Annotated in this window: 13 protein-coding genes; 5 read left to right on the forward strand and 8 right to left on the reverse strand. The window is 72.2% G+C overall.

Annotation, left to right across the window (positions count from 1 at the left end):
- Positions 1-274: 274 nt before the first annotated feature.
- On the forward strand, positions 275-1159 hold the full coding sequence (locus Sfr03f_RS00505) for a LuxR C-terminal-related transcriptional regulator (RefSeq protein ID WP_108951654.1): 885 nt from the start codon (positions 275-277) through the stop codon (positions 1157-1159).
- Here the strand turns inward: Sfr03f_RS00505 and Sfr03f_RS00510 are convergent.
- Positions 1118-1615, reverse strand: a complete 498-nt coding sequence (locus Sfr03f_RS00510; RefSeq protein ID WP_108951655.1) for a MarR family winged helix-turn-helix transcriptional regulator — start codon at positions 1613-1615, stop codon at positions 1118-1120. The two genes, Sfr03f_RS00505 and Sfr03f_RS00510, sit on opposite strands and share 42 nt — an antisense overlap.
- A gap of 101 nt (positions 1616-1716) precedes the next feature.
- Between Sfr03f_RS00510 and Sfr03f_RS00515 the strand changes: the two genes are divergently transcribed.
- On the forward strand, positions 1717-2523 hold the full coding sequence (locus tag Sfr03f_RS00515) for a trans-aconitate 2-methyltransferase (protein ID WP_108951656.1): 807 nt from the start codon (positions 1717-1719) through the stop codon (positions 2521-2523).
- Positions 2524-2553: 30 nt separating this feature from the next.
- On the opposite strand, the gene Sfr03f_RS00520 is transcribed toward Sfr03f_RS00515, so the two are convergent.
- Both Sfr03f_RS00520 and Sfr03f_RS00525 read right to left on the reverse strand, forming a co-directional pair.
- Positions 2554-3249 carry a TetR family transcriptional regulator gene (locus Sfr03f_RS00520; protein WP_372514331.1) on the reverse strand — a complete coding sequence of 232 codons (696 nt, stop codon included), beginning with the start codon at positions 3247-3249 and terminating at the stop codon, positions 2554-2556.
- Positions 3250-3256: 7 nt separating this feature from the next.
- The gene (locus Sfr03f_RS00525) at positions 3257-4273 is read right to left on the reverse strand and encodes an acyl-CoA desaturase (RefSeq protein WP_108951657.1); all 1017 of its coding nucleotides are present in this window, start codon (positions 4271-4273) and stop codon (positions 3257-3259) included.
- A gap of 307 nt (positions 4274-4580) precedes the next feature.
- On the opposite strand from Sfr03f_RS00525, the gene ppc reads away from it, so the two are divergent.
- The gene (gene ppc / locus Sfr03f_RS00530) at positions 4581-7313 is read left to right on the forward strand and encodes a phosphoenolpyruvate carboxylase (protein WP_108951658.1); all 2733 of its coding nucleotides are present in this window, start codon (positions 4581-4583) and stop codon (positions 7311-7313) included.
- Positions 7314-7447: 134 nt separating this feature from the next.
- On the opposite strand, the gene galK is transcribed toward ppc, so the two are convergent.
- The 3 genes from galK to galT form a co-directional block, all read right to left on the reverse strand.
- The gene (gene galK, locus Sfr03f_RS00535; protein WP_108951659.1) at positions 7448-8641 is read right to left on the reverse strand and encodes a galactokinase; all 1194 of its coding nucleotides are present in this window, start codon (positions 8639-8641) and stop codon (positions 7448-7450) included.
- Positions 8642-8725: 84 nt separating this feature from the next.
- Positions 8726-9715 carry a UDP-glucose 4-epimerase GalE gene (gene galE, locus Sfr03f_RS00540; RefSeq protein WP_108951915.1) on the reverse strand — a complete coding sequence of 330 codons (990 nt, stop codon included), beginning with the start codon at positions 9713-9715 and terminating at the stop codon, positions 8726-8728.
- A gap of 8 nt (positions 9716-9723) precedes the next feature.
- Positions 9724-10785, reverse strand: coding sequence for a galactose-1-phosphate uridylyltransferase (gene galT / locus Sfr03f_RS00545; RefSeq protein ID WP_108951660.1), 1062 nt, complete (start codon positions 10783-10785; stop codon positions 9724-9726).
- Positions 10786-11006: 221 nt separating this feature from the next.
- On the opposite strand from galT, the gene Sfr03f_RS00550 reads away from it, so the two are divergent.
- Together Sfr03f_RS00550 and Sfr03f_RS00555 are read left to right on the forward strand one after the other, a co-directional pair.
- Positions 11007-12683: a sodium:solute symporter family protein gene (locus tag Sfr03f_RS00550; protein WP_108951661.1), complete on the forward strand. Its 1677-nt coding sequence runs from the start codon at positions 11007-11009 to the stop codon at positions 12681-12683.
- Between the two features lie 27 nt (positions 12684-12710).
- A complete protein-coding gene (locus Sfr03f_RS00555; protein WP_108951662.1) occupies positions 12711-13028 on the forward strand; it encodes a hypothetical protein in 318 nt (105 codons plus the stop codon).
- A gap of 144 nt (positions 13029-13172) precedes the next feature.
- Here Sfr03f_RS00555 and Sfr03f_RS00560 read toward each other — a convergent pair whose 3' ends face one another.
- A complete protein-coding gene (locus tag Sfr03f_RS00560; RefSeq protein WP_108951663.1) occupies positions 13173-13838 on the reverse strand; it encodes a helix-turn-helix transcriptional regulator in 666 nt (221 codons plus the stop codon).
- Positions 13839-14016: 178 nt separating this feature from the next.
- Complete coding sequence (locus Sfr03f_RS00565) at positions 14017-15720, reverse strand: outer membrane protein assembly factor BamB family protein (protein WP_108951664.1); 1704 nt, start codon at positions 15718-15720, stop codon at positions 14017-14019.
- Positions 15721-15824: the final 104 nt, after the last annotated feature.

Raw genomic sequence — 15824 nt, forward strand, 5'->3', positions numbered from 1 at the left:
TGTGGAGCAGCACCGGTGGGGGCCGGTGCCGTTCAGGGGGCGAGTCGGTCGGGTACGGCGTCCGGACCCGGTGGGCGGAGAGGCGTGCGGACGAGGGGCTCGGCGGCGGCCGGCCCGTCTTCGTCCGGTGCGGCTCGCTGTCGCCGGACCCGGCGGCCTGGGTTCGGTCCGGGCGCCGTGTCGGCTTCGCCGGTGGGCGCCGGGACGCGGCCCGGGGCGCCGGCGCCGCGGCGCGTGCCCCGCACACTGAGTCAGACGGGACGGGGTGGGTCGTATGGTCCGCGTTCGGGTGCTGGTCGTCGACGACCACCGGATCTTCGCCGAGTCGCTGGCCGCCGCCCTGGCGGCCGAGCCCGACGTCGAGGTGTCCGCGGCGGGCAGCACGGTGGCGGCGCTGAGATGTCTGGAGCGGGCGGCGTCGGAGGGGCGGCGTTTCGACGTGCTGCTGGTCGACGCGGACCTGGGCGGCGCGCATCCGGGGGGCGGGCATTCAGGCAGCGGACATCCGGGTGGTGCGCATCCGGGGGTCCCCGGCGCCGCGGGTGCGGTGGCGGGTTCTCCGGTGGGGGCCCGGTTGTCGTTGCCGTCCCAGGCTTCCGCGGGGCCGGCGGCCGCCGGTGCGGACGGTCAGGGTGCGGCGGCGGGTGACGGGATCGCGCTGGTGGCGACGGTGCGGTCGGCGCATCCGGGGGTGCGGACGGTGGTGCTGGCGGAGAAGGACGATCCGCGGCGGGCCGCGCAGGCGTTGCAGGCGGGGGCGTCGGGCTGGGTGGCGAAGGACTGTTCGCTGTCGCGGCTGCTGACGGTGGTGCGGGGGGTGCTGCGGGACGAGACGCATCTGCCGCCGGCCCTGCTGACGGGGGTGCTGCGGGAGATGACCGCGGCGCGGCGGCACCGGACGGAGAGCGAGCGGCTGGTGGAGTCGCTGACGCCCCGGGAGCGTGAGGTGCTGCGCTGCATGGTGGCGGGGCTGGGCCGCAAGGCGGTCGCGGAGCGGTTGTTCCTGTCGCCGCACACGGTGCGCACGCACATGCAGAACGTGCTGGGGAAGCTGGGTGTGCATTCGACGCTGGCGGCGGTGGCGCTGGCGCGCCGTGCCGGGGTGGGGCCGGTGGACCTAGCCGGGGATGTTGTCGAACGGGGCGGTCAGCCGGCGTAGCAGGGTGGCGAGTTCGCCGCGTTCGCCGCGGGACAGCTCGGACAGCAGGGCGCGTTCCTGGTCGAGGAGGCCGGCGAGGGCCAGGTCGGCGCGGTTCTTGCCGTCCTCGGTGAGGCGGACGAGGACGCCTCGGCGGTCGCTGGGGTCGGGGAGGCGTTCGACGAGGCTCTTCTTGGTGAGCCGGTCGATGCGGTTGGTCATCGTGCCGGAGGTGACCAGGGTCTGGGTAAGGAGCTGGCCCGGGGAGAGCTGGTAGGGGGCTCCGGCGCGGCGCAGGGCGGTGAGCACGTCGAACTCCCAGGGTTCGAGGTGGTGCTCGGAGAAGGCGATCCGGCGTGCGCGGTCGAGGTGGCGGGCGAGCCGGCTGACCCGGCTGAGCACTTCGAGCGGTTCCACGTCGAGGTCAGGGCGCTCCCGGCGCCACGCTGCGACCAGCCGATCGACCTCGTCCTCCATGCGATCAGTGTAGTGGTTGTGTCGACGTGAAGTCTCTTGACATCCACTGTCTTGACATCAACTCTCTTGACGTCGAGATATTCGCCTGGTGCACTGGGGGCATGGACTGGGATGCCGAGCAGTATCTGCGTCATGCGGGCGACCGTGCCCGGCCGTTCACCGATCTGCTGGCCCGGGTGCCCGAACTGCCCGGGTCCACGCCCCGGATCGCGGACCTGGGCTGCGGGCCGGGCAACACGACGGCGGCGCTGCTCGCGGGGAGGTGGCCGGGTGCGCGGATCACCGGGTACGACAACTCGCCCGCGATGCTGGAGCGGGCGGCGGCGCTGGCCGGGCCGACGGGGGGCGGCGGCTCGCTGGAGTTCGCCCACGCGGACCTCACGGAGTGGACGCCCGGCGGGTCGTACGACCTGATCGTCTCCAACGCGGCGCTGCAGTGGGTTCCGGGGCACGTGGAGGCGCTGCCGGGGTGGGCGGAGGCGCTCCCGCCGGGCGGGGTGCTGGCGTTCCAGGTGCCGTACAACCTGGACGCGCCGGTGCACGCGCTGATGCGGGAGTGCGCGCGGAGCCCGCGGTGGGCGGGGCGGCTGCGGGAGGTGCTGCGCGGCGCGGACTCGGTGGCCGATCCCGCCGTCTACCTGGACCTGTTCGCGCGGCTGGGGTTCGCGGCGGACGTGTGGGAGACGACGTACCTGCACGTCCTGCCGGGTGAGGACGCGGTGCTGGACTGGGTGTCGGGCACGGGGCTGCGGCCGGTGCTGGCGGCGCTGTCCGGCGACCCCGAGGCGCGGGACGCGTTCGTCGCGGAGTACCGGGCGCGGCTGCGGGAGGCGTATCCGCGCCGTCCGTACGGCACGGTCCTGCCGTTCCGCCGGCTGTTCTGCGTGGCCCTCGCCCCGGGGACGTGACCGGGGCCGGCCCGGACTGCGCAGCCGGGGTCAGGACTTGCGGTGGCCGATGAGCTTCGGCTTCTGTTCGAGGCCGTCGAGCCCGTTCCACGCGAGGTTGACCAGGTGGGCCGCCACTTCCGCCTTCTTGGGCCGGCGGACGTCGAGCCACCACTGCCCCGTGAGGGCGACCATCCCCACCAGTGCCTGCGCGTACAGGGGCGCCAGCTTCGGGTCGAAGCCGCGGCTCTTGAACTCCCGTCCGAGGATGTCCTCCACCTGGGTCGCGATGTCGGAGATCAGCGAGGCGAAGGTCCCGGTGGACTGCGGGATCGGGGAGTCCCGCACCAGGATGCGGAAGCCGTCGGTGTACTCCTCGATGTAGTCGAGGAGGGCGAACGCCGCCTGTTCGCACAGCTCCCGCGGGTGACCGGCCGTCAGCGAGCTGGTGACCATGTCGAGCAGCCGCCGCATCTCACGGTCGACGACCACCGCGTAGAGCCCTTCCTTGCCGCCGAAGTGCTCGTAGACCACCGGCTTGGAGACCCCGGCCTTGGCCGCGATCTCCTCCACGGAGGTCCCCTCGAAGCCCTTCGCGGCGAAGAGGGTGCGCCCGATCTCCAGCAGCTGCTGGCGTCGCTCCGCCCCCGTCATCCGGGTGCGGCGCGTGCGCCTCGGCGGTTTGCCGTCGCGCGTCTCGTCGCGGGTCCGGTCGTCGTCGCTGGAGCTGCTGGAGTCGGTCACCACGTGTCAATCATGCCGCGTCGGCCGTGGCGCGCTCCCGGCGGGACCGGCGAGCCTCGGGGTCACGCCGTGCGGCGAGCCGCTCCTCGGAGGGCCAGCGGACGTCGTAGGCCCAGCCCAGCTGCTCGAACCAGCGGATGAAGCGAGCGGAGGAGTCGATCTGCCCCTTGAACACGCCGTGGCGGGCGGAGGTGGGGTCGGCGTGGTGCAGGTTGTGCCAGGACTCGCCGCAGGACAGGACGGCCAGCCACCACACGTTGCCGGAGCGGTCGCGTGACTTGAAGGGGCGCTTGCCGGTGGCGTGGCAGATGGAGTTGATGGACCAGGTCACGTGGTGCAGCAGGGCGACCCGGACGAGGGAGCCCCAGAAGAACGCGGTGAACGCGCCCCACCAGGACATGGTGACCAGGCCGCCGACGATCGGGGGGATGGCCAGGGAGAGGACGGTCCAGCCGATGAACTGGCGGGAGATGGCGCGCAGCGCCGGGTCCTTGATCAGGTCGGGCGCGTACTTGTCCTGCGGGGTGCGCTCCTCGTCGAACATCCAGCCGATGTGGGCCCACCAGAGGCCCTTGACGAGGGCGGGGACGGTCTCGCCGTAGCGCCACGGCGAGTGCGGGTCGCCCTCGGCGTCGGAGAACTTGTGGTGGCGGCGGTGGTCGGCCACCCAGCGCACCAGCGGGCCCTCGACGGCCATGGAGCCCATGATGGCGAGCAGGATCTTCAGCGGGCGCTTGGCCTTGAAGGAACCGTGCGTGAAGTGCCGGTGGTACCCGATGGTCACACCGTGACAGCCCCAGTAGTAGAAGAAGACCATCAGGCCCAGGTCGAGCCAGCTGACCCCCCAGCCCCAGGCCAGCGGCACGGCCGCCAGCAGTGCCGCGAACGGCACGATGATGAACAGGAGCAGGGTGATCTGCTCGATCGAGCGCTTCTGCTCGCCACCGAGGGTGGCACTCGGCAGTGGCTGTCCGGCGGCGTCGGCGCGCCGCGAGTCTTCGTCGATCACGTCGGAGCTGGTCGTCATGGGCATCCCTCGAGTGGTGGAGAAGGGCAGGCGATGGGCGGGGCCACGGGGATCCGGAGGCGCCCCACTTCCTACGGTTCCGTAACCTACGGCATCGTAAGTATGGCAGCGCCGTGTCTCACAGCAAGAGCCGTTCACCCGCGTGTGCCGGTGGCTGCCTATCCTTGAACCGGTCGGACAGCGTGGTCCGCTCCTCCATTCAGTCTCTTCCCGGACGTACCCACCCCGAAAGCCGTGAACGGCCGCACGGGTGGTGCGCCCGGATGCCCTGCCAGACAGAGCTTCACCGTTGCAAGGAGCCGCACCTGTGAGCAGTGTCGACGACCGGACCACCACCACGAGCAGCGAACTGCGGAGTGACATCCGCCGTCTGGGTGACCTTCTGGGTCAGACCCTGGTCCGGCAGGAAGGTCCTGAGCTGCTGGAACTCGTGGAGAAGGTCCGCAGACTGACCCGGGAGGACGGCGAGGCCGCGGCCGAGCTGCTCCGGGGCACCGAGCTGGAGACGGCCGCCAAGCTGGTGCGGGCCTTCTCCACCTACTTCCACCTCGCGAACGTCACCGAGCAGGTGCACCGGGGGCGCGAACTGCGGGCGCGCCGGGCGGCTGAGGGCAGCCAGCTCGCCCGTACGGCGGACCGGCTGAAGGACGCGGACCCCGCGCACCTGCGGGAGACCGTGCGCAACCTGAACATCCGCCCGGTGTTCACGGCACACCCGACGGAGGCGGCGCGCCGTTCCGTGCTGAACAAGCTGCGCCGGATCGCGCACCTGCTGGAGACTCCGGTGATCGAGGCGGACCGCCGTCGTCACGACACCCGGCTGGCCGAGAACATCGACCTGGTGTGGCAGACGGACGAGCTGCGGGTGGTGCGCCCGGAGCCGGCCGACGAGGCCCGCAACGCGATCTACTACCTGGACGAGCTGCACGCCGGCGCGGTCGGCGACGTGCTGGAGGACCTGACCGCCGAGCTGGAGCGGATCGGCGTCGAGCTTCCGGACGAGACGCGGCCGCTGACCTTCGGCACCTGGATCGGCGGCGACCGGGACGGCAACCCGAACGTCACCCCGGAGGTGACGTGGGACGTGCTGATCCTGCAGCACGAGCACGGCATCAACGACGCGCTGGAGATGATCGACGAGCTCCGCGGCTTCCTCTCCAACTCGATCCGCTACACCGGCGCCACCGAGGAGCTGCTGGAGTCGCTGCGGCAGGACCTGGAGGTCCTGCACGAGATCAGCCCGCGCTACAAGCGGCTGAACGCCGAGGAGCCGTACCGGCTGAAGGCGACCTGCATCCGGCAGAAGCTGCTCAACACCAAGGAGCGGCTGGCGAAGGGCACGGCGCACCGGCCGGGCCGCGACTACCTGGGCACCGCCCAGCTGCTGGCGGACCTGGTGCTGATCCAGGTGTCGCTGCGCGAGCACCGGGCCGGGCTGTTCGCGGACGGCCGGATGGACCGCACGATCCGCACGCTGGCGGCGTTCGGTCTCCAGCTGGCCACCATGGACGTGCGGGAGCACGCCGACGCCCACCACCACGCGCTGGGGCAGCTCTTCGACCGTCTGGGCGAGGAGTCCTGGCGGTACGCGGACATGCCGCGGGACTACCGGACGCGGCTGCTCGCCAAGGAGCTGCGTTCGCGCCGTCCGCTGGCGCCGAGTCCGGCCCCGCTGGACAAGGCGGGCGCGAAGACGCTGGGCACCTTCGACACGATCAAGCGCGCGCTCGACGTCTTCGGACCGGAGGTCATCGAGTCGTACATCATCTCGATGTGCCAGGGCGCGGACGACGTCTTCGCGGCGGCGGTGCTGGCCCGTGAGGCCGGGCTGCTGGACCTGCACGCGGGCTGGGCGAAGATCGGCATCGTGCCGCTGCTGGAGACCACCGACGAGCTGAAGGCCGCGGACACCATCCTCGACGACATGCTCTCCGACCCGTCCTACCGGCGTCTGGTGGCGCTTCGGGGCGACGTCCAGGAGGTCATGCTCGGCTACTCGGACTCCTCGAAGTTCGGCGGCATCACCACCAGCCAGTGGGAGATCCACCGTGCCCAGCGGCGGCTGCGTGACGTGGCGCACCGTCACGGGGTGCGGCTGCGCCTGTTCCACGGCCGGGGCGGCACGGTCGGCCGGGGCGGCGGCCCGTCGCACGACGCGGTCCTGGCGCAGCCGTGGGGCACGCTGGAGGGCGAGATCAAGGTGACCGAGCAGGGCGAGGTCATCTCCGACAAGTACCTGGTGCCGTCGCTGGCCCGGGAGAACCTCGAGCTGACGGTGGCGGCGACGCTGCAGGCCTCGGCGCTGCACACCGCGCCGCGGCAGTCGGTGGAGGCGCTGGCCCGCTGGGACGCGGCGATGGAGGTCGTCTCCGACGCCGCCCACGTGGCGTACCGCAAGCTGGTCGAGGACCCGGACCTGCCGGCGTACTTCTTCGCCTCCACCCCGGTGGACCAGCTCGCCGACCTGCACCTGGGCTCGCGCCCCTCGCGCCGGCCGGACGCGGGCGGCGGTCTGGACTCGCTGCGGGCGATCCCGTGGGTGTTCGGCTGGACGCAGTCCCGGCAGATCGTGCCGGGCTGGTTCGGCGTGGGCTCCGGCCTGAAGGCGCTGCGGGAGGCGGGGCTGGACACGGTCCTGGAGGAGATGCACCAGGAGTGGCACTTCTTCCGGAACTTCATCTCCAACGTCGAGATGACGCTGGCCAAGACGGATCTGCGGATCGCGTCGCTGTACGTCGACAACCTGGTGCCCGACGAGCTGAAGCACGTCTTCGACGTGATCAGGGAGGAGCACGAGCTGACCGTCGCGGAGGTCCTGAAGGTCACCGGTGAGGCGGAGCTGCTCGACGCCAACCCGGTGCTGAAGCAGACCTTCGCGATCCGCGACGCCTACCTGGACCCGATCTCCTACCTGCAGGTGATGCTGCTGAAGCGGCAGCGGGACGAGGCGGCGGCGGGCCAGGAGGTCGACCCGCTGCTGTCGCGGGCGCTGCTGCTGACCGTCAACGGTGTGGCCGCGGGCCTGCGCAACACCGGCTGACCCGCCCCCGGACGCCACGGCGCCCCCTCCCCGCGGCCCGGGGAGGGGGCGCCGGTCGAGGGCGTCGCGGTCCGCCACGGGATCGCCCGACCGCCTCCGGGGGATCGCCCGACCCCCCGGAGCGCGGCGGACGGCTACGCCGGGTGGACGCGCCAGGCTCCGCGGGAGGGCACGGCGGGGAAGACGCGGGGCGGCTGGTGACCGGCCTCGGCGAAGGCCGACCCGACCGCCGAGACGACCGCGTCGGCCTTGTCGTCGTCGACCAGGACGATGGCGGAGCCGCCGAACCCTCCGCCGGTCATGCGGGCTCCGAGCGCCCCCGCGGCCAGCGCGGCCTCGACCACGGTGTCGAGCTCGGGCGCGGAGACCCGGAAGTCGTCGCGCAGGGAGGCGTGGCCCTCGGTGAGGACCGGGCCGATGCCCCGGGTGTCGCCGTCGTTGAGCAGCCGCACGACCCGCTCGACGCGCTCGTCCTCGGTGACGACGTGGCGGACCAGGCGGCGGATCTCCTCGTCCTCCAGCCGCTCCAGGGCCTCGTCGAGCTCCGCGTAGGGGATGTCCCGCAGGACGGGCACGCCCAGCAGTTCGGCGCCGCGCTCGCAGCCGGCCCGCCGCTTGCCGTACTCGCCGCCGCTGTGCGCGTGCTTGACCTGGGTGTCGACGACCAGCAGCCGCATCCCCTCGGCGGCGAGGTCGAAGGGGATCTGCCGGCGGGTGCCGTCGCGGGTGTCGAGGAAGAGCGCGTGCCCGGCCTCGCAGCAGGCGGACGCGGTCTGGTCCATGATCCCGGTGGGCGCGCCGACGTACTCGTTCTCCGCGCGCTGGCAGATCCGGGCGAGCAGCGCCCGGTCGAGGCCGAGGCCGAACAGGTCGTCCAGGGCGAGGGCGACGACGACCTCGAGCGCCGCGGAGGAGGACAGGCCGGCCCCGCTGGGCACGGTGGAGGCGAGGTGGACGTCGGCGCCGGTGACCGCGTGGCCGCCCTCCAGCATGGCCCAGACGACGCCCGCCGGGTAGGCGGTCCAGCGCTTGTCGGAGCCGGGCAGCAGCTCGTCCACCCGGCGCTCCACCACCCCGCCGGGGACGTCCGCGGAGGACAGCCGCAGCAGGCCGTCCTCGCGGGGCGACACCGCGGCGACGGCGACCTGCGGCAGCGCGAAGGGCATCACGAAGCCGCCGTTGTAGTCGGTGTGCTCGCCGATCAGGTTGACCCGGCCGGGGGCCGCCCAGACGCCGGCCGGCTCGGCGCCGTACAGCTCGGTGAACCGGCGGGCGACGGCCTCGGCCGCGGCCGTGACGTCGGCGGGGTTCTGGACCGACTCGGTCATGTGCGGGGAGCCTTCCGTGCGAGGAGGGGGGCCGGCCGCGCGTGCGGGGGGACGCGCGGCGGGAGCCGGCAAGCCGGCGGGGGCTCACGCGTGGGCGCGTGCGAACGCCCAGGCGTCGGAGACGATGGTGGTGAGGTCGGCGCGGCGCGGGCGCCAGCCGAGACGGTCGCGGGCGGTGGCGGCGGAGGCGACCAGCACGGCGGGGTCGCCGCCGCGGCGCGCCGCCACCTCCTCGGGGATCGGATGGCCGGTCACCCGCCGGACCGTGTCGATGACCTGGCGGACGGAGAAGCCGTTGCCGTTGCCCAGGTTGCAGATCAGGTGCTCGCCCGGGGCGGCGGCCTTCAGGGCCAGCAGGTGGGCCTCGGCGAGGTCGGCGACGTGGATGTAGTCGCGCACGCAGGTGCCGTCCGGCGTCGGGTAGTCGTCGCCGTAGACGGAGATGTGGCCCCGGCGGCCGAGGGCGACCTGGAGGATCAGCGGGATCAGGTGGGACTCGGGGTCGTGCCGCTCGCCGTGGTCCCCGTACGCCCCGGCCACGTTGAAGTAGCGCAGGCTGACCGCCGCGAGACCGTGGGCGTTCGCCTCGCCGGTGATCATGTGGTCGACGGCCAGCTTGCTGGCGCCGTAGGGGTTGGTGGGCGCGGTGGGGGCGGTCTCCGGGATGGGGACCGTGGCGGGCTCGCCGTAGGTGGCGGCGGTGGAGGAGAACACCAGCCGGCGCACTCCCGCCTCGCGCATGGCGCTCAGCAGGGCCATGGACCCGCCGACGTTGTTGCGCCAGTACTTCTCCGGCTTCACCACCGACTCGCCGACCTGCGAGGAGGCGGCGAAGTGGAGGACCGCGTCGAAGGAGGGATCGAGGACGCGCCCGGCCTCGTGCAGGCCCGCCTCGACGAACTCGGCGCCCTCGGGGACGCCTTCGCGCACGCCGGTGGACAGGTCGTCCAGGACGACCACCCGGTGCCCGGCCTCCAGCAGGTGCTGGGCGACCACGCCGCCGATGTAGCCGGCCCCGCCGGTCACCAGGTACGTCCCGCCGCCGTCCACGCCCGTCCCCTCGCCCGCGCCCATGCCCTCGCTCACGCGCTCGCCACCTCCCGCAGTCGCGCCGCGGCCGCCTCCGGCGGCACGTCGTTGATGAACACTCCCATGCCCGACTCCGAGCCCGCGAGGAACTTGAGCTTGCCGGAGGTCCGGCGGATGGTGAACAGCTCCAGGTGCAGGGCGAAGTCGTCCCGCGTCACCCCTTCGTACGCGTCCAATCCGCTGAACGGCGCCTGGTGCCAGGCGGCGATGTACGGGGTGGGCGGCTCGTCGGGGCCGAAGATCCGGTCGAAGCGGCGCAGCAGTTCCAGGTAGACGCGGGGGAACTCGGCCCGCTGGTCCTCGTCGAGGGCGGTCAGGTCGGGGACCCGGCGGCGGGGGTAGAGGTGCACCTCGTACGGCCAGTGGGCGGCGTACGGGACGAAGGCGACCCAGTGGTCACCCGCGAGGACCAGTCGCTCCCCCGCCGACTCGCGCTCGACGATCTCGTCGAAGAGATTGGCGGTGTCCGCCTCGGCGCGGCGCGCCGCCAGCGACTGGAACATTCGCGCGGTACGCGGGGTGACGAAGGGGTAGGCGTAGATCTGCCCATGGGGGTGACCGAGCGTCACCCCGATCTCGTGGCCCCGGTTCTCGAAGGGGAAGACCTGCACGACGGAGGAGAGATGCGACAGGTCGGCGGTCCGGTCGGTCCAGGCGTCCAGCACCAGCCGGGCCTGCTCCTCGGACAGCTGGGCGAACGACGCGTCGTGGTCCTCGGTGAAGCAGACGACCTCGCAGCGGCCGGAGTCGCCGGCCAGCGAGGGGAAGCGGTTCTCGAAGACGGCCACGTCGTAGGTGCTGTCCGGGATCTCGCTGAGCCGATCCCCGCGGGTGGGGCACAGCGGGCACTGGTCGGCCGGCGGGTGGTAGGTGCGGCCCTGGCGGTGCGAGGCGACCGCGATGTCGTCGCCGAGCAGCACGTCGTGGCGCACCTCGGAGGTGGTCACGGTGGCGTCCAGGGGCCGCCGGTCGACGGCGTCGCGCGGCGCGCCGTCGCGCAGGTCGTAGTAGATGAGCTCGCGCCCGTCGGCAAGCCGGGTCGAAGTCTTCCGCACCGTCGATCGCCTTCCCGCCGCACCGCCCGGCTCCCTCGGATGTCCCGTCCGGATGCGCGATGCCTCGAACAGAAGTCAACATAACAGACCACATAAGAACGCTTCCCCCTCACTGATGTCACAATCAGACGACGAGAAACAACAGGAGTGTTCAATCTCCGACAGCATCGGTAAGAAGAGACCCGCCGTGATCCCCGTAACGCGCGACGAAGCGAGTTCCTATGCCCCCCACACTTCTGGCAGCTGAGCTGCGACTCCCCGCCAACTGGCTGGACTACTGCCTGCTGGCCATCTACTTCCTCTTCGTCCTGGGCGTCGGCTTCCTGGCGCGCAAGTCGGTCAAGACGAGCCTCGACTTCTTCCTGTCCGGGCGCTCGCTGCCCGCCTGGGTCACGGGACTCGCCTTCATCTCCGCCAACCTCGGCGCCACCGAGGTCCTCGGCATGGCCGCCAACAGCGCCCAGTACGGCGTCTACACGGTGCACTGGTACTGGATCGGCGCCATCCCGGCCATGGTCTTCCTCGGCCTGGTGATGATGCCGTTCTACTACGGCTCCAAGGTCCGGTCGGTGCCCGAGTTCCTGCTGCTGCGCTTCGACAAGTCGGCGCACCTGCTGTCCTCGGTGCTGTTCGCCTTCGCGGCCATCCTGATCGCCGGCGTCAACCTGTACTCGCTGGCGATCGTGGTCGAGGCGCTGCTCGGCTGGCCGGAGTGGGTGGCCATCGTGGTGGCGGGCTTCTTCGTCCTCGCGTACATCACCATCGGTGGTCTGTCCTCGGCGATCTACAACGAGGTGCTGCAGTTCTTCGTGATCCTGGCGGCGCTCATCCCGATCACCGTCCTCGGCCTGAAGCGGGTCGGCGGCTGGGACGGCCTGACCGACTCGCTCACCGCGCAGAAGGGCGGCGACTTCGTCACCGCCTGGGGCGGAACAGGCATCGGCAGCGACAACCCGCTGGGCGCCAACTGGCTGACCATCGTCCTGGGCCTGGGCTTCGTGCTCTCCTTCGGCTACTGGACGACCAACTTCGCCGAGGTGCAGCGCGCGCTGTCCGCCAAGAACCTCTCCGCCGCCCAGCGCACCCCGCTGATCGCCGCGTTCCCGAAGATCTTCATCGTCTTCCTGGTGATGATCCCCGGCCTGGTCGCCGCCGTGCTGGTCCCCAAGATCGGCCAGGCGTCCTCGGGCCTGGAGTACAACGACGCGATCCCCTACCTGATGGGCCAGCTGCTGCCCAACGGTGTGCTCGGCATCGCGATCACCGGTCTGGTGGCGGCGTTCATGGCCGGCATGGCGGCCAACGTCTCGTCCTTCAACACCGTCTTCACCACGGACATCTGGGCCAAGTACGTCAAGCGCGGCCAGGAGGACGCCTACTACCTGCGCTTCGGCCGGCTGATCACCGTCCTGGGCGTGCTGGCCTCGATGGGCACGGCGTTCCTCGCGTCGACCTTCTCGAACATCATGTCCTACCTGCAGACGCTGTTCTCGTTCTTCAACGTGCCGATGTTCGTGGTGTTCATCATCGGCATGTTCTGGAAGCGGGCGTCGATGGTCTCCGGCTTCTGGGGCCTGCTCGCCGGCACGGTCTCCGCGATGGTCAACTACTTCGTGATCTACAAGCAGGGCGTCATCGACATCCCCTCCGACCAGGGCGCCAACTTCGTCTCGGCGATCGTCGGCTTCGTGGCGGGTGCGGTGGTCATGGTCGCGGTCTCGCTCTTCACCAAGCCCAAGCCGATCGAGGAACTGCAGGGTCTGGTCTACGGCACCAAGTCGCCGGGCATGTCCGAGCCGCCCGCCGAGGGCGACGACGCCTGGTACCGCAAGCCCGCCCTGCTGGGCTGGTCCGCGATCATCCTGGCCGCCGCCTGCTACATCCCGTTCTCGTTCTAGCGACGAACGCGGGAGAATGGAGAGACCATGTCCGAGTTTTCCGAGAAGGACGTCCAGCGGTCGGTCACCGAGCTGGAGACCAAGTCCGCCAGTGCCGCCCGGCTCTTCGACGTCCGCCGCATCATCGGCCTGCTGTTCGTCGTCTACGGCGTCATCGTCACGCTGTGCGGGATCGCGCCGTCCGACGGCTCCCTCGACAAGTCGGAGAACGTCAACATCAACCTGTGGACCGGGCTGGCCATGCTCGCGCTCGGCCTGTTCTTCCTGATCTGGCTCAAGCTGCGGCCGACCGCGCCGCCGCCGCCCCCGACGGGCATGGAGGAACAGAACCCCCTGGGCCACTGAGCCCTCCGGGCCGCTGAATCCCCTGGCCGCTGACCGGCCGGGTCGGGCGAGGACCCGCGCGGCGGTCCACCACACGGAGAACGAAGGGCCGGGCTCCCCACACGGGGGCCCGGCCCTTTCCGCGTCCCTGGCAAGGGGGCCCGGTCAGGAGGGCGAGTGGTCCAGCAGCCCGGTGCGGGCGGCGAGCGCGGCGGCCTCCAGGCGCGAGCCCACGCCCAGCTTCATCAGCACCCGCTGGACGTGGGTGCGCGCGGTACTGGGCGCTATGCCCATGCCCTCCGCGATCAGCCGGGTGTCCTCCCCCTCGGCGACCCGCACCAGCACCTCCGTCTCGCGCGGGGTGAGCGAGGCCAGCAGGCGCCGCCCCTCGTCGTTGGGCTCCGCCACCGGGTGGAGCAGCTCGTGGAAGGCGCCCTGCAGCAGGGCCGGGGCGATCGCCGCCTCACCGGCCCGCGCCTTCACGATGGCCCGCTCGACCCCCTCGATCCGCTCGTCGTGGCGGACGTAGCCGGACGCCCCGGCCGCGAAGGCCGCCGCGATGCCGCGCGGACTGGGCACCGGGCCCAGCACCACCACCGCCACCTGCGGCCGCTCCCGCCGGATCCGCTCCACCGGGTCGAACGCCCCGGGCCGGGCAGGCTCCGCGGTGCCCAGCAGGCACACCTCCGGCGCCCGGCCGATCACCAGATCGGCCGCGCCGGCCGCCGGCGCGGCCGCTGCCAGCACCCGGTGCCCGCGCAGCTTCAGGGCGGAGGCCAGCGCCTCCGCGTGCAGTCGGTGGTCGTCGACCACCATGAGCCGCACTCCCATCGAACCCCCCACCTTGCCCCCGGCCCGATGCCCCCGGCACTCGCGGCCCGTATGGACCGCGAAGCTACACGCTTGTTCGACGCCGCGCGCCCCCATCGGCCGACATGTGCCCCGTATCGGCGAATCCGCCAGGGGGGCACAGCCGGCCCATGGGGGCGCGCGGCGTGCGTGCGGGCCGTCAGCCCTTGGGCCCGAAGGCGACCGCGAGCGGCTCGTCGTCCTTGTCGTCGCCGCGGGCGTAGACCTCGCTCATGAAGAGCCGGCCGCCGGAGAAGAGGAATTCCTGGTAGTCCGGCGAGAAGGAGATCTCCAGCTCGCGGCTGGCCCGGTCGTTCGGCAGCTGCAGCAGGAGCGTCTCCTTCAGCGTGTCGCCGTCCAGACGGACCACCTGGCCGCCCTTGTCGTAGGGGCCGCTCTTGTAGGCGAGCACGTCGTCGCCGTCCATGCGCAGCGGGAGCAGGTTGTGGCCCTCGCCCGCGTCGGCCTTCCGGCCCGTCTTGCCGGTGGCGAGGTCGATGGCGACGACCTCGTTGGTCCGCGCGGTGCCGCCTCCGGCCTCGCGCTCCTCGGTCGGCAGGTAGAGCGTGTCCTGGCTGACGGCCAGGTTGCCGCACTGCTCGACGCCGGTGACGCCGTCGCAGTCGGCGGCGTAGGTCTCGCCCGGCGCGGAGATCTTGGCGCGGAGCTTGCCGGTGGCGGCGTCGACGGAGAAGAAGTCGGAGATGCCGCTGCCGTCGCCCGCGGTGTCGCCGACGTCGGCGGCGGCCACCAGCGGAACGGTGGAGACGATCGACGCGTAGTCGACGCCCTCGGGCAGCTTGTACTCCGAGAGCACGGTGCCCTTCTTGGCGTCCAGGGTCTGCAGGAGCAGCTGGTAGTTGCCGTACTCGCCGCACTTGCGCAGCGCGACCAGGGCCTGGCCGCCGCCGTAACCGGCGTCGTAGCAGGTGTCGCCCGGCTTGGGCTGCCACAGCGAGGAGCCGTTGGTCAGGTCCCAGGCGGCGCCGCCGGAGCTGGAGCCGGCGGCGACGGTGGTGCCGCTGAGGGTGACGTTGTCGAACCGCACGGGCCGGTCGCCGTTCTTGGCGTTCTTCGTCCAGAGCTTCCTGCCGGTGGTCAGGTCGATCGCGGTGACCTCGCTGCAGCCCTTGGTGGGCTCCTTGGCGGTCGGCATGGCCGGCTCGTGGACGATCGCGGTCCGCCCGTCCTCGGTGGTGTGGCGGGAGGAGAAGCAGACCGGGCCGGGCAACGGAAGCTTCCACTTCTGCTCACCGGTGCGCGGGTCGTAGGCGGTGATGCCGTCCGCGCCGGACTTCGCGTAGAGCTCCCCGGTGGCCCAGGACCCCTTGACGTTGATCTGCAGGTCCTTCTCGACCTTCGGCATCGGCACCTCGAAGAGCAGCCGCCCCTCGGGGTCCGAGGGGACCTTCTCCGTGCCGCCCCCTTCCTCGCCGCCCTTGCCCTTGCCGCCCTCCGTGCCGCCGGCGACGGGCTTCCCGCCGTCGTCCTTGCTGCCGGAGTACCAGACGCCGCCGCCGATGATCAGGGCGATCGCCACCAGGGCGGAGACCACGATGGCGATCTGGGCGCGCAGCGCCTTGCGCTCGGCCTCGGTGCGCGGCGGCGCGGCGGCGGGCGCCGGGACCGTCGGCGGCTGCGGGGCGGGGTAGCCGTAACTCGGCGTGTGCGGGGCCTGCTGCTGCCCCGGCTGCTGGAGGTACGGGTTGGGCGCCGGCGGGGTCTGCGGGTACCCGTAGCCCGCCGCGGGCGGGGCCGGCGGCTGGTGCGGCGGCGGGGTGGCGCCGTAGGGGCCCTGGGCGGCGGGCTCGTGGGCGCCGCCGTCCCCCTGCGGGGGCCGGCCGGGCTCGGGCGGCTGGGTCATCACATTCCTCGGGAGGGTCGTGCGGGCGGGCGTCGGCCCGGCCGGGGCGTACGAGGGTCCTGGGTGCGGGGGCCGGCCCCGGGGGTGCGGGGCCGGCCGGCGGG

Origin of the sequence: Streptomyces fragilis (genome assembly GCF_003112515.1) — a bacterium.
Lineage (GTDB): Bacteria > Actinomycetota > Actinomycetes > Streptomycetales > Streptomycetaceae > Streptomyces > Streptomyces fragilis.

Bases quoted from the DNA above. Each gene is read 5' to 3' on its own strand.
- Sfr03f_RS00505 (WP_108951654.1), top strand. From the start codon at position 275: ATGGTCCGCGTTCGGGTGCTGGTCGTCGACGACCACCGGATCTTCGCC.
- Sfr03f_RS00510 (WP_108951655.1), bottom strand. From the start codon at position 1,615: ATGGAGGACGAGGTCGATCGGCTGGTCGCAGCGTGGCGCCGGGAGCGC.
- Sfr03f_RS00515 (WP_108951656.1), top strand. From the start codon at position 1,717: ATGGACTGGGATGCCGAGCAGTATCTGCGTCATGCGGGCGACCGTGCC.
- Sfr03f_RS00525 (WP_108951657.1), bottom strand. From the start codon at position 4,273: ATGACGACCAGCTCCGACGTGATCGACGAAGACTCGCGGCGCGCCGAC.
- galK (WP_108951659.1), bottom strand. From the start codon at position 8,641: ATGACCGAGTCGGTCCAGAACCCCGCCGACGTCACGGCCGCGGCCGAG.
- galE (WP_108951915.1), bottom strand. From the start codon at position 9,715: ATGGGCGCGGGCGAGGGGACGGGCGTGGACGGCGGCGGGACGTACCTG.
- Sfr03f_RS00550 (WP_108951661.1), top strand. From the start codon at position 11,007: ATGCCCCCCACACTTCTGGCAGCTGAGCTGCGACTCCCCGCCAACTGG.
- Sfr03f_RS00555 (WP_108951662.1), top strand. From the start codon at position 12,711: ATGTCCGAGTTTTCCGAGAAGGACGTCCAGCGGTCGGTCACCGAGCTG.
- Sfr03f_RS00560 (WP_108951663.1), bottom strand. From the start codon at position 13,838: ATGGGAGTGCGGCTCATGGTGGTCGACGACCACCGACTGCACGCGGAG.
- Sfr03f_RS00565 (WP_108951664.1), bottom strand. From the start codon at position 15,720: ATGACCCAGCCGCCCGAGCCCGGCCGGCCCCCGCAGGGGGACGGCGGC.